The 19717-nt window shown below is 69.7% G+C and carries 18 protein-coding genes and 4 tRNA genes; 14 read left to right on the plus strand and 8 right to left on the minus strand.

All coding sequences use genetic code 11. The features are described 5' to 3' along the window. Positions 1-181: hypothetical protein (locus NS4_RS32985; RefSeq protein WP_218020376.1), on the minus strand; the 181-nt coding region annotated here is incomplete at its 3' end. 29 nt (positions 182-210) lie between these two features. Between NS4_RS32985 and NS4_RS20030 the strand changes: the two genes are divergently transcribed. Both NS4_RS20030 and NS4_RS20035 read left to right on the plus strand, forming a co-directional pair. Next, complete coding sequence (locus tag NS4_RS20030; protein WP_174552115.1) at positions 211-1164, plus strand: LysR family transcriptional regulator; 954 nt, start codon at positions 211-213, stop codon at positions 1162-1164. 182 nt (positions 1165-1346) lie between these two features. Then, positions 1347-2228, plus strand: coding sequence for a hypothetical protein (locus NS4_RS20035; protein WP_245665571.1), 882 nt, complete (start codon positions 1347-1349; stop codon positions 2226-2228). A gap of 41 nt (positions 2229-2269) precedes the next feature. Here the strand turns inward: NS4_RS20035 and NS4_RS20040 are convergent, their stop codons facing one another. Further along, complete coding sequence (locus tag NS4_RS20040; protein WP_063061109.1) at positions 2270-2854, minus strand: TetR/AcrR family transcriptional regulator; 585 nt, start codon at positions 2852-2854, stop codon at positions 2270-2272. A 77-nt stretch (positions 2855-2931) separates the two neighbouring features. Between NS4_RS20040 and NS4_RS20045 the strand changes: the two genes are divergently transcribed. Then, complete coding sequence (locus NS4_RS20045) at positions 2932-4191, plus strand: FAD-dependent monooxygenase (RefSeq protein WP_084487536.1); 1260 nt, start codon at positions 2932-2934, stop codon at positions 4189-4191. Positions 4192-4231: 40 nt separating this feature from the next. Here the strand turns inward: NS4_RS20045 and NS4_RS20050 are convergent, their stop codons facing one another. Next, positions 4232-5452, minus strand: coding sequence for a sigma-70 family RNA polymerase sigma factor (locus NS4_RS20050; protein ID WP_245665573.1), 1221 nt, complete (start codon positions 5450-5452; stop codon positions 4232-4234). A 441-nt stretch (positions 5453-5893) separates the two neighbouring features. Between NS4_RS20050 and NS4_RS20055 the strand changes: the two genes are divergently transcribed. After that, on the plus strand, positions 5894-7000 hold the full coding sequence (locus NS4_RS20055) for a baeRF11 domain-containing protein (protein ID WP_063061111.1): 1107 nt from the start codon (positions 5894-5896) through the stop codon (positions 6998-7000). Positions 7001-7081: 81 nt separating this feature from the next. Here NS4_RS20055 and NS4_RS20060 read toward each other — a convergent pair whose 3' ends face one another. Continuing rightward, entirely contained in the window at positions 7082-8311 is a 1230-nt protein-coding gene (locus NS4_RS20060) for a helix-turn-helix domain-containing protein (RefSeq protein WP_063061068.1), read from the minus strand. A gap of 131 nt (positions 8312-8442) precedes the next feature. Between NS4_RS20060 and NS4_RS20065 the strand changes: the two genes are divergently transcribed. Together NS4_RS20065 and NS4_RS32325 are read left to right on the plus strand one after the other, a co-directional pair. Further along, positions 8443-8763 carry a hypothetical protein gene (locus NS4_RS20065; protein ID WP_245665575.1) on the plus strand — a complete coding sequence of 107 codons (321 nt, stop codon included), beginning with the start codon at positions 8443-8445 and terminating at the stop codon, positions 8761-8763. Next, positions 8760-8915 carry a hypothetical protein gene (locus NS4_RS32325; protein ID WP_157106143.1) on the plus strand — a complete coding sequence of 52 codons (156 nt, stop codon included), beginning with the start codon at positions 8760-8762 and terminating at the stop codon, positions 8913-8915. The genes NS4_RS20065 and NS4_RS32325 overlap by 4 nt, the downstream gene beginning before the upstream one ends. A 242-nt stretch (positions 8916-9157) precedes the next feature. Here the strand turns inward: NS4_RS32325 and NS4_RS20070 are convergent. From NS4_RS20070 to NS4_RS20080, 3 genes are all read right to left on the minus strand, one after another. Beyond that, positions 9158-9232 (minus strand) — tRNA-Val (locus NS4_RS20070). A gap of 1 nt (position 9233) precedes the next feature. Continuing rightward, positions 9234-9304, minus strand: a tRNA-Cys gene (locus NS4_RS20075). 44 nt (positions 9305-9348) lie between these two features. Then, positions 9349-9421: transfer RNA gene (locus NS4_RS20080), tRNA-Gly, on the minus strand. A 313-nt stretch (positions 9422-9734) separates the two neighbouring features. Between NS4_RS20080 and NS4_RS20085 the strand changes: the two genes are divergently transcribed. Next, positions 9735-9806, plus strand: a tRNA-Val gene (locus tag NS4_RS20085). A gap of 446 nt (positions 9807-10252) precedes the next feature. Continuing rightward, positions 10253-11353 (plus strand): CapA family protein, encoded by a 1101-nt coding sequence (locus tag NS4_RS20090; RefSeq protein ID WP_063061112.1) that lies wholly within the window; start codon positions 10253-10255, stop codon positions 11351-11353. A gap of 97 nt (positions 11354-11450) precedes the next feature. On the opposite strand, the gene NS4_RS20095 is transcribed toward NS4_RS20090, so the two are convergent. Further along, entirely contained in the window at positions 11451-13955 is a 2505-nt protein-coding gene (locus tag NS4_RS20095) for a molybdopterin-dependent oxidoreductase (protein ID WP_084487541.1), read from the minus strand. A 245-nt stretch (positions 13956-14200) separates the two neighbouring features. Here NS4_RS20095 and NS4_RS20100 point away from each other — a divergent pair, with 245 nt between their 5' ends. Genes NS4_RS20100 through NS4_RS20125 form a run of 6 tightly spaced genes read left to right on the plus strand, consistent with a single transcriptional unit; the run spans position 14201 to position 19638 of the window. Beyond that, entirely contained in the window at positions 14201-14761 is a 561-nt protein-coding gene (locus NS4_RS20100) for a biotin transporter BioY (protein WP_501193453.1), read from the plus strand. Further along, on the plus strand, positions 14754-15875 hold the full coding sequence (locus NS4_RS20105; RefSeq protein ID WP_063061070.1) for a class I adenylate-forming enzyme family protein: 1122 nt from the start codon (positions 14754-14756) through the stop codon (positions 15873-15875). Before NS4_RS20100 ends, NS4_RS20105 begins: the two co-directional genes overlap by 8 nt. Next, entirely contained in the window at positions 15872-16999 is a 1128-nt protein-coding gene (locus tag NS4_RS20110; RefSeq protein ID WP_063061071.1) for a thiolase family protein, read from the plus strand. Before NS4_RS20105 ends, NS4_RS20110 begins: the two co-directional genes overlap by 4 nt. Then, positions 16996-17676, plus strand: a complete 681-nt coding sequence (locus NS4_RS20115; RefSeq protein WP_063061072.1) for an energy-coupling factor ABC transporter ATP-binding protein — start codon at positions 16996-16998, stop codon at positions 17674-17676. The genes NS4_RS20110 and NS4_RS20115 overlap by 4 nt, the downstream gene beginning before the upstream one ends. Beyond that, positions 17673-18275: an energy-coupling factor transporter transmembrane component T family protein gene (locus NS4_RS20120; RefSeq protein WP_063061073.1), complete on the plus strand. Its 603-nt coding sequence runs from the start codon at positions 17673-17675 to the stop codon at positions 18273-18275. Before NS4_RS20115 ends, NS4_RS20120 begins: the two co-directional genes overlap by 4 nt. Further along, entirely contained in the window at positions 18268-19638 is a 1371-nt protein-coding gene (locus NS4_RS20125) for an AMP-binding protein (RefSeq protein ID WP_063061074.1), read from the plus strand. Before NS4_RS20120 ends, NS4_RS20125 begins: the two co-directional genes overlap by 8 nt. The last annotated feature ends 79 nt before the right edge of the window (positions 19639-19717 follow it).

Raw genomic sequence — 19717 nt, forward strand, 5'->3', positions numbered from 1 at the left:
CTGCTGGGAACAGCGATCCGGCCCCCACCCCCCGGATCGCCGGGCCGATATCCGCTGAGAACACCGATCGTGCACCGGCTACCGGGGCCACGGATTCCCCGTCCGCCACCGGACCGGAGACGCCGGAAGCCGCAACCGCCGGCTCGGAATCGGCGTCCTCCGAACCCGAGGCCCAGGCCACCGGCGCGTCCTCACGAACCTGATCCGGCCGTGCCGGATCTGGATTTGAACCTGCTGGTGGCCCTGCACGCCCTGTTGGAGACCAACAGCGTGACGCAGGCCGCCGAACGGCTCAACACCTCGCCACCGGCGATGAGCCGCACCTTGGCCCGGTTGCGCCGGGTCTACGACGACCCGCTGTTGGTCCGGGCCGGGCGCCGGCTCGTCCCGACGCCCCGCGCGCTCGAGTTGCGGTTCGAGGTCGGCGCTCTGGTCGAGCAGGGACGTGCGTTGCTGGCGAAACCCGATACCGTCGACCCGGCCGCCCTGGTACGCGAGTTCGCGTTGTACGTCGACGACGCGGTGCTGCCCGAACTCGCCGCCCGCCTGCTCACCGAGGTCCGTGCCCGGGCACCGGGAGTGACCTTGCGATTCGTGCCCGGCGAGACGGCCGGTTCGGCGAGTGCGCTGCGCGACGGCCGGATCGACGCACAGGTCGGGGTGATCGCGCAGACCGATCCGCAGACCCGGGTGGAACGGGTACGCGGGGACCGGTTGATCGGTGTCGCCGCCCCCGGGCATCCACTGGTCACCGAGCGGGTCACCGTGGCCGCCTACGCCGCGGCGGCTCATATCAGCGTCTCGGCGCGCGGGATCGCCCGCGGCCCCATCGACGACCGGCTCGCCCTGCACGGCCGGACCCGTCGCGTCGTGGCCACTGTCCCCGATCTGACAACGGCGTTGCTGGCGGTACGTTCCGGCGTCGCGGTATGCCCGGCCCCCGCCGTCGTGGCGGCCACCACTCTGCCCGCACTGGGTCTGCGCGCGTTCGAGATCCCACTGCCGCTGCCGGAGGTGACGATTTCGCTGGCCTGGCATCCACGCAACACCCCCGACCCCGCGCACGCGTGGTTGCGCACCCTGGTGCGTTCGGCGCTGGCACCGGCGGATCCGGTGACCGGGACACCCTCGGGGATGAAGGTTGCGCAAGTCCCATCTGGGTAACTGCTGGGCAGAAACCTGGCGGTGACCGGCCTCTGTGGAGCACCCTGGAATATGTCGGTGTGGTGTCGGGCCGACATGGTGGGACGGGTTAGATGGGTGGTCGCATGCAGACGAAGCGGCGGACTGATATTCGGTGTGGGCGCCGGACGATGTTGTCCGACCTCGGTATATCCGACGGTCCGGTGGGTTCGGACACGGCGGAGCAGACCACCTCCGGGTACGGTTGCGGCTGCGCGCACTGCGCGGAGGCGCAGTGGGATGCGCAGCGACTCAAGTACTGGCTGGCGAGCCGGCTGCTCGCGTTCGGCGCGGACGAGGCGGTGGTGGACCGGCGCTGCGGCCCGGCCACCGTCGACGTATGGTGGCGGCGCGGCGCCGAGCAGTTCGCGATCGAGGTGCGCACCGGTCCACTGACTCAGGAACTGGCGCAGCAACATACCGACCGGCTGCGTGCTCTGGGTTGCGCGAATGTGCTGTGGTTGTGCGCGCCCGGTTTCTGGGTGTCCCAGTTGCCCGCCCTCGGTATCGCCGATCTCGCGCCGGCCTCGTGTGAGTACCGCGCCGTGAGCGGCATGCTGGAAACCGGTCCCACCGGTCTGGTCGTGCCGAGCGCGCGGCCCTACGAATTGCGGGAGTTCCTGCGCGAGTGGGTGGCAGGCGAGGTCGCGTGGGGTTATCGCGATCATGTGAGGAAAGGATGGGCGGCCGTGACCGACTGGGAGAAGCACACCAGGACCCAGGCACTGCTGCTCGAACAGCAGCGGCAGGAACTGATGTCGCAGCGCACCGCGCTGGCTGTGTCCCGGCAGGCGGTGCGGGAGAAGAAGCGGCAGCTCGCCAGGACCGTTGCCCGGATGGAGCGGACGGCGCAGCGTGCCCGGGAGCAGGCCGAGGCGGTGGCGGCGGTGAATCGCCGGATCGCCGATGAGCGGCGGGTACACCGCGCGCTCGAGGACACCATCCGGCGCCTGCACAAAACCATCGACAACTGGCAGCTGATCACGGTTTTCGTCATGTTGTTGCTCGCGACCTTCATCGCGGCGACCATGCTGGTCAAACCCTGACGACGACCGCCCGGCCCGGTTTCGTACTCGCCGGGCAGATCTCAGCGCGGGCGGGCCGCCGGGTCCGCCGCGGGCGGTCGCTTGTCCAGGGCGGCGCACGCGGCGTCGAGCGCGGCGGCGCGTAGTTCTTCTACCGGCGTATCGGCGAGTAGGACCAGGCAGTCGCCGAGTCCGCCCAGCGCGACGATGGCGCGGGCCCGATCGCCCAGTCCGGCGTCGGGACCGACCAACAGGGCCGTGAGCCGACGGCGCCAGTCGACGACACGATCGAGGAAACCGAGTTCGGCCAGCGGCGCGATATCGCGCAGCAGCAGCGCGGTGACCGCGCGATGCCGGTAGGAGACGTCGAAATAGCGTCCGAGTAGTTCCCGTGCGTCCACCGGGCCTGCGCCGGCGCGGGCTTCGTCCGCGGCGATCGCGGCCTCGGCCTCGTCGAACAACGGTTGTACCAGGCTGCGCAACAGATCCTCGCGGGAGGAGAAGTGATAGTACAGCGCGGGTTTGGTGAGTCCGAGGCGTTCGGCGATCTGGCGCAGGCTTGTTTCCCGGATGCCGTGCGCGGTGAAGAGTTCGAGTGCCGCGGCGTGGATACGCTCGCGGGTTTCGCTGGATCGAGGTCTCGGCACCACTCCACCCTAGCGTGTTGACCGCCCGGTAAGTAAGGTAATTTACCGACCGATAAGTAAACGAACTAGGGGAGCGCATGCACATCCTGATCTCCGGTGCGAGTGTGGCCGGGCCCGTTCTCGCCTATTGGCTCGATCGTTTCGGTTTCACGCCGGTCGTCGTCGAGCGCACCGCCTTGCCGCGGCTGGGCCTGGGTGGTCACGCGGTGGATCTCTTCGCCCCGGCGACAGCGGTGATGGGCCATATGGACCTGCTCGAACCACTGCGGGAGGCGAGCACCGAATCGACCGCGCTCCGGCTCGAACGGCCGGGCAAACGGTCCATCGATGTGGATCTGCGCGATATCTCGGAGGCTTTCACCGACGGACGGCACCTCGAGATCATGCGCGGCGAGCTGGCGGCGATCCTGCACGAGGCGACCGGTAGCCGCGTCGACTACCGCTTCGGAGACTCGATCGCCGAACTCACCGACCACGGAGACGGCGTCGCGGTGACGTTCGACAGTGGTGCTTCGGCCCGGTTCGATCTGGTCATCGGCGCCGACGGTATGCATTCCCGGGTCCGGGAACTGGTCTTCGGGCCGGAGGAGCGCTGGCGGCAGCACCTGGGCGGCTACTTCGCGGTGGGGACTCTCCCGAATCATCGGGAACTCGCCGGGCTGACGCTGCTGTACAACGCCGTGGACCGGATCGCCGCGATGTATCCGGTCCGGCAGACCGGCCTGGCGCGTGCGGTGTTCCTGTTCCGGCGTGGCGAAGAACAGGGGCACGACCCGCGCGATATCGACGCCCAGCGCCGGCTGCTGCGCGCGGAATACCGCGACGAGGGCTGGGACATACCGTTGCTGCTCGACGAGATGGACCGGGCCGAGGATTTCTATCTCGATTCCATCAGCCGAATTCGGTTGGATGCCTGGTCGAGGGGCCGCGTGGCGCTGGTGGGCGATGCCGGATACGCTCCCGGACCGGCGGTCGGGGGCGGTACCTCGCTCGCCGTTGTCGGCGCCTATCTCCTCGCCCGGGCCCTCGCCGAAGCCGGCGGCGACCATTCGGTGGCCTTCCCCGCCTATCAGGCGCAGGTCGACGACTACGCCCGGCGCTGCCGCGAAGTCGCCCCCGCGGTGCTGCGGCGGGGTATTCCGCGCTCCCGAACCCAGTTGCTGTTCAGCGAAACGGCGATGCGCCTGCTTCCACATGTCCCGCGCGGGATCCGTGCCCGCCTGATGTCCGGCAGCGCGAGCAGTACGCTCTCGGACTTCACCGTGCCCGAGCCACTTCCGCGGGCCCGGTCGCCGCGACCCGGGGGTTCCGGCTCCGGGTCCGCGCCGCTGCACTGAACGGACTCTCGCCGCGGCATGGGCCCGGATGTCGCAACCGCTACCCGGCGCTCAACCGGAACGGTCCTCTGTCCCACCGCCATCGGTTGCGGATCACCAGCGCGATCAGGTCCAAGAGGTCGAACCCGGTCTCCGCCCGCACCTGTCGCAGCGCGGGCAGCCGGACCGGCCCCTCGGCGAGTAGCTCCGTGAGCCGGTTCTCGAGCCCGGCGGGCGCTCGGTGGGCCGCCAGGTCCGGTTCGCCGAGATGGCTGCCCGTCCACAGCAGCCAGCCCCAGCCGTTCTCGTGCGCCCGGGCGCGGGCCGCCGCGGATTTCATCCGGTTGACATGGAAACCGATATGCCCCAGCGGTTGTTCGTCGATCAGTACCCGGCGCCCGTCGGTGAGTTCGGCGACGACGGTCGGGAAGTGCAACTGTTCCGTGCCGTCGATCCGGTACCCGACGGCATCGGGATATTCCTGGAAGTTGCGGATCCGGTCGTCGGCATCGAGCAGGCGCAGGAGCCGGGCCTCGAGCCCGGAGTCGAAACCGATATCACGTCCGGGTTTGGGTAGATAGAACCTGCCACGGCCGTCGTCGTCCACATCGAACGTCCGTGCCGGGGCGGTGGGCAGCGGTGCGGGCGAGCCGGTTCCGGTGGGCCAGTCGATCCGGTCGAGCCAGGGCGCCGGCGGTCCGGCGGGTTCTTCGTCCGGCCGCAACCGGGACAGCAGATGGTTGGTCTTCTTGCGCCAGCCCACGATGCGCTGCGTGACGAAACCCGCGACCCGTTTCGCGTCGGCCGCGGTATGCCCCGCCAAGCGCAGTTTCAGATACGACAGATCGTTGACCGCGATATCGGTATCGGTGGCGTAGGTTTCGGCCAGCAGCGCGCGCGTGAGCGCCGTATCCCGGGTGCCCACGGGATAGCGCCGGGCGTACTCGGGAACCGGCAGCCGGCCGGAGCGCGCGGTGTGCCGGAGCAGTTCGCCGACCGCCTTGGTGTGCAACTGGCGGGCGCGGTCCCGTGCGAAATCCAGTCGTGCGCCGATACGGGTGAGTGTTTCGGGGCGGTCCCCGGTGATACCCAGCCGCAATCGCAGGATGGTCGCGGCCCGTTCCCGGTCGACCGCGTAATCGTCCACCAGTTCGGCCAGGACGTGTCCGCATTCCTCGAGTTCGAAGGACAGATGCGCCCGGAGATCATCCGGAAACGTCTCCCCGGTGTCCGTGGCGGCCGGACCGTCCGGCATCACATCGCGGGCTGGTTCCGTCTGCACGCACACCCCCTGTCGGGACCCGGCGGACCGGTCGGCTCGAGTTCGTGCGGGTCAGCTTAACGTTGTCCGCCGACATCTCCGTCGGCCACAGCGACCGTCCGTCCGGTGGAGACGGCTGTGCCGGGCCCTGAACCGCCCGATACGCCGCGGCCGATGCGCTCGGGCATCGGCCGATGACGCTCGGTGCGCAGCGATAGCGACCCGATCGCCGCGCGGCCCTGCTGCCACCATTGCGTGGCACCGGATCATGGGAACAGGGCTCGGACACCGCCTGTTCTGTGATCTAATAATGTTTGCTGCATACTTGCTCCAGTAATATCGGCCCGTCGGCCGACGTTCGCGAAGCACGCTCCGGAGACGAGCTCGCCACGACCCACCGCCGAGATCCCCGACCGGTGTCATGGGATATCGGCGCGCCGACCCCACGATGTGGAGGATTTCGTGCTGCACACCGATATCCCGACTCGCGGCGAGATCGAAGCGCTCGCCGCACTCACCGACGACTGGTGCGTGTCGATCTACACCCCCACCGAATCGGACGCCGCCGATCCGGACCGCAACCGGATCGCGTTCTGGGACCAGGTCCGGCAGGCACTCGACCAGGTCACCGATACAGCGGCGCGGACCGCCCTGGAAGAAGAGTTCGACGTCCACATCGACGACGCCGAGTTCTGGCGCTACCAGTCGCGCACCCTGGTCGCCCTCGCCACGCCGACGCGGATCCGCACTTTCCGGGTGCCCAACGAGTTGAATGCCTCCGTCACGGTGGGCGACCGTTTCTACCTCAAACGCCTGCTCCGCGCGGTCACCTTCCCGCAGTCCGCGTTTGTCCTGGCCCTGGCCGAAGGCGGGGTCCGGCTGGTGGAGGTCTCCGCCGACAAACCGGCGTACACGGTGCGGATACCCGGGCTGCCGACCGACGCGGCCGCGCACGCCGGCAAATCGAGCCTGGGTGATCGGGCCCCGAAGCGCCGTTTCCAGGGGGAGGAGGGCCGCAAGATGCGGGTGCGCCAATATGCCCGCGCCATCGACGCCGAACTGCGCGACTTCCTGTCCGGCCGCCAGGTGCCGCTCATCCTCGCGGCCACCGAACCGATCGACTCCCTGTTCCGGTCGGTGAACAGCTACGACGGTTTGCTCGCCGAGAGTATTTCCGGCAACCCGGAGCAGTCCTCGGACGAGGAACTCGCCGAACGTTCCCGGGCCGTGCTGGACCGTCACTACGCCGCGCAACTGTCCGAGCTGATCGACCTGCTGGACCGCCGGCGCAGCGAGGGCCGGGCCGCCACCGATATCTCCGATCTCGCCCGGGCGGCCACCGCGGGTGCGGTCGACACCCTGCTCGTCGATATGGACGCCTCGGTGCCCGGCGCCGTAGCCACCGACGGCGCGGTCACCTTCGCCGAACAGGCGCCCGCCGACGCACCGGGCATCCTGGACGAGATAAGCCGCCGCGTCCTGCTCACCGGCGGCCGGGTCATGGCGGTGCGCGCCGCGGACCTGCCCGGTGAGACACAGGTCGCGGGCATACTCCGCTACGCGGCGTAGCCGCCCGGAGCTGCACGAGAGGCGTCTTCCGATCCATTCGGAAGACGCCTCTCCACTGATCCGATGCGGTGCGCTGTTCAACTACGCCGGTACCACGCCGACCCGTTGTGCGAGCCTGCCGAGGTCGCCCGCGGTCAGGTCGCGGCGCGCCGAGCGCATCATGTGCCCGACCAGTTCGCGTACATGGGTCATGTTCCGGACGTGCTGCGGGGCTGCGTGCTCGGCCCGCAGCAGCGCATACAGTGAGTCGCGGTAGTTCCGCTGCATGGCGTGCGCGCGGCCGATCTCGACGAAGTATTGAGCCTTGCGGCCTTCGGCGGGCAAGTCGGCCGGGGACAGCTGTGGCGCGAGTGCGAGCACCCGGCGCGCCTCGCGCCGTTCCATCGCCGCCGACATGCGCCACAGGGTCACGTTCGCGGGGCCGAAGGTGGGATTGCGCAGTATCGATGTCCCGGCCGGTGCGCCGGCAAGCCTGGCTGCCTGTTCGGCCGCTTCGTCCAAGTGCGGTTCGGGGTCGCCGCCGAGCGCCGCCGTGACGAGCGATGCCTGTAGATGCAGCATTCCCAGCGTCTCTACCTCTCCGACCGTGCACGCGTCGGCGGCGATTTTTTCGGCGGTCCCTTCTGCGTGCTCCAGCGCGGCTCGAAGCGAGTGAGGCCGGGAGAGCAGCACCTGACTACGCGCGAACGCCGTAGCGGCGAGCGCGGCTGTTCCGCCGATGGTGCGGGCGGCGTTCTCGGCCTCCTGCGCAGCCGTCCAGGACAGTGCACCGTACCCGCGTGCTTTCAGTGCCGCCGCGGTGGTGTGCGCGACCATCGACAGCACGTCCCAGGCCCGCTCACGCTCGGCGCCGGCAGCATCACGGATGTGGCGGTGGCAGTCGGTCAGCATCGGCGCGAGCATCGGCCCCAGTGCGGCGTAGTCGCATGCGATTCGCAGTTCCGCCGCACGTTGGGCGGCTGTGGTCAGTTCGTCCAGGGACCGCGGCGGCCGGGTGTCGGTCACGTTACCGGCCGTCCACAGCGCGATTTCGATCTCCGGCACCGACATGTGGAACCCGGCTGCGGCCGGATCGAGCTTCTCTTGCTCGTGGCCGGTCAGATCGGCGATGGTCACGCCGAGCGCTGACGCCAGTGCGAGCAGCGTGCGACGCGAGTCGACCGGTCGTAACCCGTTCTCGTACTTCGCGATAGCGCTGCGTGATAGTCCGGCGCGGTCGGCGAGGACCTGTTGCGAGATTCCGCGCCGGGCGCGGATGGTGCGCACCTGACGGCCGACATACCGGCCGTCGTCGGACTGGAAATCGCTCACGACTTCGAGTGTTCCAGAGCGGAACGGTTTACGACGGGCCCGCTGTCAAGCTTCCCGCTCGAGCCCCGCCGCCGGGTGAGCATGCCTCGGCGGCGGGTGCGGACCAATTACGCACCGCGACAGGGGAGTAAATGGACGGCAGGGGTAGGGCGCTCGGCTTGATCCGCAGAGATGTGTGTGGTTACAGGGTCGATATCCACCGGGTAGCCGAGCGGTTCGAGCACCGGATCGTGTGGACGGTCTACCTCGATACCGGCCCGCTGGTGTCTGCGTTGATCCTGACGAGCGCAGTCATGGAACACGGTGCCGAGGCCGTGGTCGTGCCGGGCTTCGAGCACGCCGACGCGGTGCGCCACACGATTACCGATATCGCCGCGCTGATCACTCCGATGCAGGTCTACCCGCGCGGCTACCGATGGCCGGTCATAGACCTGGACCGGAGGTGGCCGTGATCACGCTGGGGTTCGTGGTGGCGGCAGGGCTGCCGCTCGCAGTGCTGGTCTGGGCGCTGGTCTGGCCCGAAGGCGGGCGCGGACAGCGGCTATACCGGCGAGAGGCGCACTGCGACAAGCAGATCAAAACGCGAGACCGTACCGGTGGGTGATGTCCTCGGATGGCGGACGTCTCGATCGAGTCGACTGCGAAGTAGGCGTATCGTGGCCGACTCCGTTGGGCAGTTCGATCGCATGAGGCGCGCTGTGTGGTGCCGGCATGTCGAATGTATCGAACCCACTCGGGATCGGTCGCGGTAGCCCGCGATTACTTCCACCATGTGTAATCAGCGGCAGAAAAGTGAAAAGGCACTCTCTGGGTCTCCTCAGAAAGTGCCTCTGACTGCTGTCACGATGGTGCGCGATACTGGGATTGAACCAGTGACCTCTTCCGTGTCAGGGAAGCGCTCTCCCGCTGAGCTAATCGCGCGAGGTGGAGACGGGAATCGAACCCGTGTGCACGGCTTTGCAGGCCGTTGCCTCACCACTCGGCCACTCCACCGCGCAAAGGGGGAAGGCATTCTATGCGCCTGGCCCTACCTCTCGAGCGGATGACGGGATTCGAACCCGCGACCCTCACCTTGGCAAGGTGATGCGCTACCAGCTGCGCTACATCCGCATTCTGCATCCCCGGTGGCCGTTTCCGTCCTCCGTGGTGCGAGACAGAACATTAGCCGACGTTCGGCGAAACCTACAAATCGCCTGGTAGACGCCAGTAAATTACAAATTTGTCATTTACAGGCGGTGCCCGGTCCGGCCCGGCCGGGCAGCCGGTCGGCCGCGACGGGACCCCCCTTGCCACTGGGCAGTGCGCGGCCCCGGCCACCCCGCTACGGGAATGACAACCGGGTGATTTGGTGGCGAACGGGTGGTGCGTGTTAAGGTTCGTACTCGTTCGGAGGGCTTCGAAATCCTCCCGAGCGGTTCATCCCGGTCTCATAGCTCAGCGGGAGAGCGTCCGCCTCACACGCGGAAGGTCGCTGGTTCGATCCCAGCTGGGACCACAACAATCCCCCTGCCATATCGCCTGGTCAGGGGGATTTTTGTATTTCAGGATCGGTCTGGTGGAAGTCCGGGAATATGCGCCGAGATCGGGTCGAAGTCGCACGTATGTTGCACGCGATGCGCGCGGAGCCACCACGGGATGGCTCTGCTGGGGGCTGGCATGCGTAAACGCGGGCCGGCTCCCCGCCTGCCCCGATGAGGCCCGCGGTCCGGGTGCACGTGTCGATATCCGGATATGCGTATCCGGTGATGTGGTAGCGGGCATCGGGTGGGGCCCGGAGCTGTATCGTCAACCGCTCCGGTGATAGCTTTCAGGTATGGGTTTCGGGGCGGAGCAGTCGGCTCGCGCGATCGTCCCGGCGCGGCTCGTTGCCGGTTCGGAGAAGCGCCGGGCCGAGGCGGTGTGCGGGTGGGCCGAACCGGTGCCGTACCGGGCAGCGTCGAGATGACGGTCACGGTTCTTCTCGGCGGCGATGTGATGCTGGGTCGTGGCGTGGACCAGATCCTGCCGCATCCGGGAGCCCCGGAATTGCGGGAGCCGTGGGTCCGGGATGCGCGGCGCTACGTCGAATTGGCGGAGTGGGCCCACGGATCGGTGCCGCGGCCCTGTGGCTACGAATGGGTGTGGGGTGAGGTGCCGGCCCTGCTGGACGAGCTGGCGCCCGAGGTGCGCCTGGTCAATCTGGAGACCGCGGTCACCGCCGACGGTCGCTTCGAGCCCGGCAAAGGCATCCACTATCGGATGCAGCCCGGCAATCTGCCGGCGCTCACCGCGTTCGCCCCCGACGTCTGCGCGTTGAGCAACAACCATGCCCTCGATTTCGGTATCGGCGGATTGATGGACACACTCGGCGCACTGGCCGACGCGGGCATTCGGGCCGTGGGCGCGGGGGCCGATCTCGACGCGGCGCAACAGCCCGTCGCGGTGCCACTACCGGACGGACGGCGCGTCCTGATCGCGTCCGTAGCGACCCGGTCCAGCGGTGTGCCGGCGGGCTGGGCCGCGGGCCCCGGCCATCCCGGCGTCTGGCGACTCGACCACCCCTCCGTGCGGCATGCCGACGAAATCGCGGCGCATCTATCGGACCACCGGCGCGACGATGATCTCACGATCGTTTCGATCCATTGGGGATCCAACTGGGGGTACGGAACCGGCCTGAGCGAGCGGCAATTCGCACACCGTCTCATCGACGCCGGCATCGATATCGTGCACGGTCACTCCGCGCACCATCCCCGGCCGATCGAGATCTACCGGGGCAAACCCATCCTGTACGGATGCGGTGATGTGATCGACGATTACGAGGGTATCGGCGGCCACGAGTCCTACCGGCCCGACCTGCGGCTGCTGTATCTCGTCACGCTCGATCCGTCCGGCCCGGCCGTGCTGCGAATGCTGCCCCTCCGTATCCGTCGCATACGGCTCGAGCGCCCGGGGCGATCGGATACGCAGTGGCTACGGACTCGGCTCGCCGATATCAGCCACCGCTTCGGCACCCGGGTCGAGATCGGGTCCGACGATCTGCTGACTGCCGAAGCCGCGGCGTGACGCTCGGCTTTCCTTCTGCCGCAGAACTTTCCGGATTCGGCCTGTAACGGGTCGGCGACCGCGCACGCCGGGAGGCGGCCCGCCGTTACGGATCCGATCAGGGTCGCCCTGGCCTTCGCGGCGAGCCGTCCGGGTGCGGCCGTCGCTGCTGCGGCTCTCCTCGGTCGCGGCTATACGCCGTGGCCCGCTCGGTACCGGGGGCGAGGGCCGAGCGCGAAGTCGGCGAATCGCCCGCCGGAGACCGGCCGTGTGCCGGTCGCTCGGGATGTGTGGCGAGTTGTCCGGCCGGGATCAGCTCCGGAAGGCGGTGGATGCGCAGGGGCGGGAGGTCGCCCGTGTAGCGTGCGATCTGGACCAGGCAGCTGTTGGCCGACGGCCCCTGGGCCAGCGAACTGGTGCCGATGTCGTTGGTGACGGTGTTCGGATTGCCGTGTATGTCCAGTGAATTCGGGTCGGCGGGGTCCAAGGGGTCGTACCAGGCGCCGGTTGCCATGTGCACGACCCCGGGCCGGACCGCGTCGGTGAGCTGCAGGCCCGCGAGCAGGGCGCCGCGGTCGTTGAAGACGCGGACGATATCGCCGTCGCGCAGGCCGCGGGCGGCGGCGTCGGCGGGGTGCATGCGTAGGGGTTCGCGGTCGCGGATCTTGGATTCCCGGCTGGTGACGCCGTAGTCGAGCTGACTGTGCAGGCGGGTCGCGGGCTGGTGGGAGAGCAGGTGCAGCGGGAAGCGTTGCGCGCGGGGGCTGCCGAGCCATTCCCGGGCGGGGAACCAGGCGGGGTGCCCGGGGCAATCGGGGTAGCCGAAGTCGGCGACGGTGCGGGAGAAGATCTCGATCCGGCCCGACGGTGTACCGAGTGGGTGGCGGTCCGGGTCGTCGCGGAATCGTTCGAGTACGTGGCGGCTTTCGGGTAGCCGGGGGCGCAGATCGATCGGCGAACCGGAGCGGAACTCGCTGTAGCCGGGGAGGGTGATACCGGCGGCGGCCGCGTTGTCGACGGTGGTCTGCCACAGGTGCTCCACCCACTGCCGCGCGGTGCGGCCTTCGGTGAACCGTGGGCCGAAACCCAGCCGGTCGGCGAGGTCGGCGAAGATCGCGTAGTCGTCGCGTGCCTCCCGGTAGGGCGGCAGAACCGCGCGCATGGGGGAGAGCCAGTGATCGACCCGCGCGGCGGCGAAATCCTCGCGTTCCTGGGCGGAAGTGCTGGGCAGCACGATATCGGCCAGGCGCGCGGTGGCGGTCCAACTGACCTCGTTGACGATCACCGTTCGCGGCCGGGTCCAGGCGCGGCGCAGCCGGTTGAGGTCCTGGTGATGGTGGAACGGGTTGCCGCCGGCCCAGTAGACGAGGTCGATATGCGGAAGGGTGAGGACGCGGCCGTTGTAGTCGACGGTCTCGCCGGGGCGCTCCAGCATGTCGGTGAGGCGCGCCACCGGAACGACCTCGGCGACCGGGTTCGGCGGCTGCGGCAGGGCGGCGATCTCGAATGGCAGCCGGCGGCGCTGCATCCCGTTGGTCATTCCGCTGCCGGTGCCCATGAGGACGCCGCCGCCGGGCAGACCGATATAGCCGAGTGCGGCGGCCAGTGCCCAGGCGGCCCAATAGGTCTGTTCCCCGTGTTCGGCGCGCTGCAGAGCGTAGGGGAGCCCGATCACACAGCGTTCCCGGGCCAGTAGCCGGGCCAGCTCCCGGATCTCGGCGGCGGGCACTTCCGACAGCGACGCCGCCCACTCCGGGGTTTTCGGTTCGCCGTCCGCGCGCCCGGTCACATAGTCGGCGAAGCGGTCGAAACCGACGGTGTAGCGGTGCAGGAAGGCCCGGTCGTACAGATCCTCGGTCACGAGGGTGTGCACCAGGGCCAGCATGATCGCCACATCACTGCCCGGCCGGCACGGGATCCAGCGGGCGGCGAGCACCGGCTCGAGATCGTCTCGGACGGGCCCGATATTGATCGTGTCGACACCGGCGGCCCGGAGAGCCGCGAGGTGGTCGCGATAGCCGTGGGCGCCGAAGCCGCCCGGGTTGACCTGCGCGTTCCGTGCCGCCGCGCCGCCGAAGAAGACGATGCGGGCACAGTGGCGCGCGATCTCGTCCGTGGTGGGGGCCTGCCGCGCGGCGTAGTAGGCGTTCATCCCGAGTACATGCGGGATCGTGACTTCGGCGGCGGCGAACGAATAGGTGTCGACCGAGGCGGTGTAGCCGCCGAACATCCGCAGGAAGCGATGGATCTGTCCCTGGGTGTGGTGGAACCGGCCGGCGCTGGCCCAGCCGTAGGAGCCGCCGTAGATCGCGCGGTTACCCGCTCGCTCCCGGGTGGACCGCAGGGCGTCTGCGGCGATATCCAGCGCCTCGTCCCAGCCGACCTCCACGAACGGTTCGCGGCCCCGGTGCGCGGTGTCGCTGTGCTCGCGGTCCCGGTAGTAGCCCAGCCGGACGGCGGGCCGGGCGATGCGGTGATCGGGGTCGTGGGTGGCGGTGAGCGAGCGGCCGATCGGCGAGGGGTCGGGGTCGGATCCGGCGGGGGTGACGCGAAGTTCGCCGTCGCCGGCGCGGTCGATCAGGTAGTTGCCCCAGTGTGTCGCGGTCGGTAGCGGCTGCGTCATCGTGGTCCTTCGGGCGGTTGTACGGCGATCCGGGTCATCGATCACGGTACGACCGGGTCGATGTCCGAAGCGGGTCATGGGGTCGAAGGGGCGCGTAATTCGTCAGCCGGGAAGGTTCGGGTCCCTGGGCAGGGTGACAACCGCGGGGGACCCGTCGGCGGGTTACCCGGCGATTGCTATCTTGAACGTCGTTCAAGTCATGGTGTTGCGGAGGTATCCCGGTGAGCGGTGTCGACAACGAGCGGATGCCGCGGCCGGGTATCACCGCCCGCGATATGGCACAGATCGCGGTGTTCGCCGCGTTGATCGCCGCGCTCGGCCTCCCGGGTGCCATCACGGTCGGATTCACCGGTGTGCCGATCACCGTGCAGACCCTCGGTGTCCTGCTGGCCGGGGCGGTGCTGGGACCGCGCAAAGGCACGGCCGCGGTGGCGGTCTTCATCGCTTTGACCCTCATCGGGCTGCCGCTGCTGTCGGGCGGCCGGACCGGGCTGACCGCGCTGGCCGGACCGAGCGCCGGCTATCTGGTCGGCTGGATCCCGACGGCGCTGTTCATCGGGGTGCTCACCGCCCGGCTCGTGCCCAAGTATCCGGTGCTGCCCGCATTGCTGATCAACGCGGCCGGCGGGATCGTGGTCATCTACTTCTTCGGGACCCTCGGACTGCTGCTGCGCACCGATATCGCGCTGTGGGCGGCGATCACCTCGAACGGCGTGTACCTGCCCGGTGATCTGCTGAAGGTGGTCGTCGCGACGATGGTGGCCAAAGGTGTACACCGCGCCTACCCCGGGCTGATCCGTGCCTAGCCGCGAACTCGGCGGAGCCGGCGACGCGCCCGCGCTCGATCTCGGCGGGCAGCGGTACAGCTACGCCGAACTCGACCGCGCCGTCGACCGCTGGATCGAACGGCACGAGCCGGGACCGGGCGGATACGACGCCTCCACTCTTCCCGTCGCCGAAGCGCTGATCTGCGTCTGCGCGGCCGCGCGGCGCGGTGTCCCGGTCGCGGTGGAGGACCCCACCACACGCCCCGACCGCACCGAATGGCCGGCCTCGGCATTCCTGCTGGTCGCCACCTCGGGGTCGACCGGGCGGCCCCGGCCGCTGGCCCGCACCGCCGCCTCCTGGTACGACAGTTTTCCGTCCTTCACCGCGCTCACCGGGGTCACGGCCGCCGACCGGGTCCTGCTCACCGGCCCGCTGCACGCGACGATGCATCTGTTCGGGGCCCTGCACGCGCTGTGGTGCGGGGCCTGTGTCACCGACGACCCGCGACAGGCCACGGTCGTGCACGCCGTTCCGGCGGTACTGCGCGAGGTCGTGCGTACCGCGCCCGAGTTGCGCACCGCCGTCGTCGCCGGAATCGCGGCCGACCCCGGAGCGCTCGCGGCGGCCGGTCATCTGCGCGTCGTCGAGTACTACGGCTCCTCCGAGGTATCGCTGGTCGCCGCCCGGCGGGTACCCGAACCGCTGCGGTTGCTCGACGAGGTGGACGCCGAGATCCGCGACGGGTTGCTCTATGTCCGGTCGCCCTACACGGTGCTCGGTGCGCCCGAATGGTTCGGTGTCGGCGATCTGGCCGTACTCGGGGACAATCGGGAACTCGCGGTGCGCGGACGGGGCGAGGCGGTGATCAATGTCGGTGGTACCACCGTCGTCGCCGAGGACGTGGAACGGATACTCGGCCGTATCGACGGTGTGGTGGCGGCCGCGGTGATCGGTTCGAAGCATGCGGTGTTCGGCTCAACGGTTACGGCGGCAGTGCAATTGGACGGCGTCGCGATCGATGAGGTGCGGCGGCGAGCGCGCGGGCTGCTGAGCCGGGAAGCGGTGCCGCGCCGCTGGGTGCGGGTCGGTGAACTCCCCACCACGACCGCCGGGAAGGTCGCCCGGGGCCGGTTGAAAGACTTGCTGGCGTGAGTGCTGTTCCTGTTCTGGTCGCCGCCCGGCGCACCCCGATCGGCACGGCCGGGCACGCGTTCGCCGGCCTGACCGTCACCGATCTGGCCGCCCCGGTCCTGCGGGCGGTCGCCGGGGAGGTGCGCGCGGCCGGGCTGGACGACGAGATCGACGATGTGGTGCTGGGCAACTGTCTGGGCCCCGGCGGGGATCCGGCCCGGGTCGCGGCGCTGCGGGCCGGGCTCGGAACGCAGGTACCCGGCGTCACCGTGGACCGGCAGTGCGGTTCCGGCCTGGACGCGGTGATGCAGGCCGCGCTGCGGGTGCGCAGCGGCGCGGACGGGCTGATCCTCGCCGGCGGTGTCGAATCCGCGAGTACCGCGCCGTGGCGGTTCTGGCCGCCGGAGCCGGAGCGGGAACCGGTGCGCTACACCCGCGCGCCCTTCGCGCCCGCGGGTTTCCCGGACCCGGATATGGGCGTGGCCGCCGATGATCTCGCCCGGCGCCGCGGTATCGGCCGGGAACGGCAGGACGTCTATGCCGCCCGCTCCCATGCCCGGGCCGCGGCCGCCGATTTCGGCGCGGAGCTCGTGCCGGTCGCGGGGGTGAGCCGGGACCAGCGCATCCGGCCGGGGATGACCGCGCAGCGGCTGGGCCGGTTGCGGCCCAGCTTCGGCGCCGACGGCACCGCGACCGCGGGCAACTCCTGCGGGATATCCGATGGTGCCGCTGTGCTGGCCGTGACGAGCGAGAGGCGGGCGGCGGGATTGCCCGGTCTGCGGATCCTCGGTTCGGCGGTGAGCGGTTCGGACCCCGCGCTGCCCGGGCTGGGGCCGGTGCCGGCGATCCGCAAGGTGCTGCACCGCACCGGTCGCTCGGTGGCCGACCTCGGCATCGTGGAGATCACCGAAGCCTTCGCCTCGGTGGTGCTGGCCGTGGCCGACGAACTGGGTCTGGACGAAGAGACTCTCTGCCCGGAGGGCGGCGCGATCGCCATGGGACACCCCTGGGGCGCCTCGGGTGCGGTGTTGCTCGTGCGGCTGGCGAGTCAGATGCTACGGCCGGACGGACCCGCCCTCGGACTGGCGGCCTGTGCCATCGGCGGTGGTCAGGGGATCGCCGTACTCGTGGAGCGGATGCAATGAGCGAGATCGTCTTCGACGCGGTGAGCCACCGCTACGGTGAGCGCCGGGTCCTGCGCGAGGTGGATCTGCGGATCACCGAGCGGCGGGTCGGGATCATCGGCGCCAACGGGTCCGGGAAATCGACACTGGCCCGGATGATCAACGGCCTGTTGACCCCGACCGCTGGCACCGTCACCGTGGACGGTGTCGACGCCTCGAAGAAAGGTGCGCGGGTCCGCCGCAAGGTGGGGTTCGTGTTCACCGATCCCGACTCCCAGATCGTCATGCCGACGGTCGCCGAGGATCTGGCGTTCTCGCTGCGACGGACGGGTCTGAGCAAGGCCGAGATCGCCGGCCGGGTGGCCGAAGTACTGGACCGCTTCGGCCTCGCGGCGCACGCCGAACATCCGTCCCATCTGCTCTCCGGCGGGCAGAAACAGTTGCTGGCGCTGGGTGCGGTCCTCATCCGGCGCCCGGAGGTGATCGTCGCCGACGAGCCGACCACCCTGCTGGATCTGCGCAACGCCCGCGCGGTCGCCGCGGCGCTCGACTCGGTGGATCAGCAGGTGATCGTGGTGACCCACCAGCTCGGACTGCTGGACAGTTTCGAACGGGTGATCGTCGTCGACGAGGGCGCGGTGGTCTTCGACGGCACCCCCGCCGCGGCAGTACCCGCCTATCGGGAGCTGATCGAGTGATCGGGCTGTACCTTCCCGGCCACTCGCTGCTGCACCGGATGCCCGCCGGTGTGAAACTGCTGTCACTCGTCGCGATCATCGTGGCGGCGACCGTGCTCGTGCGGACACCCGCGCAGGTCGGTCTTCTCGCGCTCGGCGTCGCCGCGGTGTTCGCGCTCGCCCGGATTCCCTGGCGGACGGCGCTGGCCCAGCTGCGGCCGGTGGTGTGGATGCTGGCGTTCATCGCGGTGGTCCAGGTGCTGACGACCTCGCCCGCGCGCGCCACGGTGGTGTGCGGGCTGCTGCTGATCTCGGTGGCGCTGGCCGCGCTGGTCACCTTGACGACCCGGGTCACCGATATGTTGGACGCCGTCACCCGGGGGCTCGCTCCACTGCGCCGTCTCGGCGTCGATCCCGAACGTATCGGCCTGCTACTGGCGTTGGCGATCCGTTGTGTGCCGCTGCTGGCCGGGATCGTCCGGGAGGTGGCCGACGCCCGCCGCGCGCGCGGACTGCAGTGGTCGGTGACCGCCCTGGCCACTCCGGTGCTGGTCCGTGCGCTGCGCACCGCCGACGCGCTGGGCGACGCGCTGGCCGCCCGCGGAGTCGACGATGACTGAACTGCTCGCCGAGCGGATCGCGCGGCAGGCGGCCCGGGATCCGGCGGCGACCGCTGTCGTCGCCGCCCGCGGACACGCCACCTACGGCGAATTCCTGGAGCGGGTCACCCGTACCGCCGCGGGCCTGGCCGGCGCGAACCGGGTGGCGGTACTGCCCACGTCCGATATCGACTCACTGGTCACCGTGGCGGCGGCGATGTCCGCCGGGGTCGGTGTGGTGCTGCTGCACCGCCATCTGCTGCCGCGGCAGCTGGACCGGGTGCTGACGTTGTCGCGTCCCGCGCAGGTGTGCGCCGCTGCCCGCCATCATCGGCTGCTGCGCCGGCTGGGCTGGACGGGCGCGATCCGCACCGCGGCGGAACTGGAATCGGACGGGCCCTGCGGGCGCGCGGCTCCCGGTAGCGAACTACTGGTCGGGATCACCTCCGGTACTACCGGTGAACCCAAACTGTTCGTGCGGGATCAGCGATCGTGGGCGGCGACCCTGGATCGCTCCGACGCGACCTTCGATATCGGTGTGGGAGACCGCGTCTCGACGCCGGGCGTACTCGATCACACCCACTTCCTCTACGGCGCGCTGCACGCGCTGACCCGGGGCGCGACGGTCGATCTGCGTCCGGTCACCGCGGCGCTGGCCGATGACCCCACCCACCTGTACTCGGTCCCCGCCATCGCCTGGGATGTGGTGCGTTCGGACGCGGGGCCGGTCGGCAGCGTGCGCGAGGTGCTCTCCTCGGCGGCGCGCTGGCCGCGGCCGGGTCGCGCGGCCTTGCGGCAGGTACTGCCGAATGCCGCGCTCACCCATTTCTACGGGGCGTCGGAACTGAGTTTCGTCTCGTTCGATCGCGGTCTGGGCGATACCGACGACAGTGCGGCGGGAGAACTGTTCGACGGAGTCGAGGTGGAGATCCGCCACGGGCTGGTCCATGTACGCAGCGATATGGTCTTCACCGGGTACCTGGCCGAGGGCGGGGTGGTGGACGGACCGGTCGACGGCTGGTTCTCGGTCGGCGATCGGGGAGCGCTGGCGGGCCGCAGATTACGGCTCTTCGGCCGCGACGGCGAAATGATCATCCGCGGCGGCCTGAACGTGGAACCGGCGGCGGTCGAGGCCGCGCTGACCGCGATACCGGGGGTCACCGAGGCCGTCTGCGTCGGAATCGCCGACGCCCGCTGGGGGCAGGTACCGGTGGCCGCCGTCGTCGTCACCGGCGACGCGCCCGGCCCCGACGAGATCCGGCGTAGGCTGCGGGCAGCGCTGCCGGCCCCGAGCATGCCGGATCGGATCCGGGTGGTGGACCGGCTGCCGCGGACGCCGCGGGGCAAAGTGGATCGTGCCGCGCTGACCGCCCTGATCTGCTGAAAACCGTGCCCGCCGGGCAGCGACGGTGACCCGTCGCGGTGGGCGCGGCACCCACCCTGGAACGCAAAAATCCCGTGCG

It is taken from the genome of Nocardia sienata NBRC 100364 (genome assembly GCF_001613205.1).
In the GTDB taxonomy this organism is placed as follows: domain Bacteria; phylum Actinomycetota; class Actinomycetes; order Mycobacteriales; family Mycobacteriaceae; genus Nocardia; species Nocardia sienata.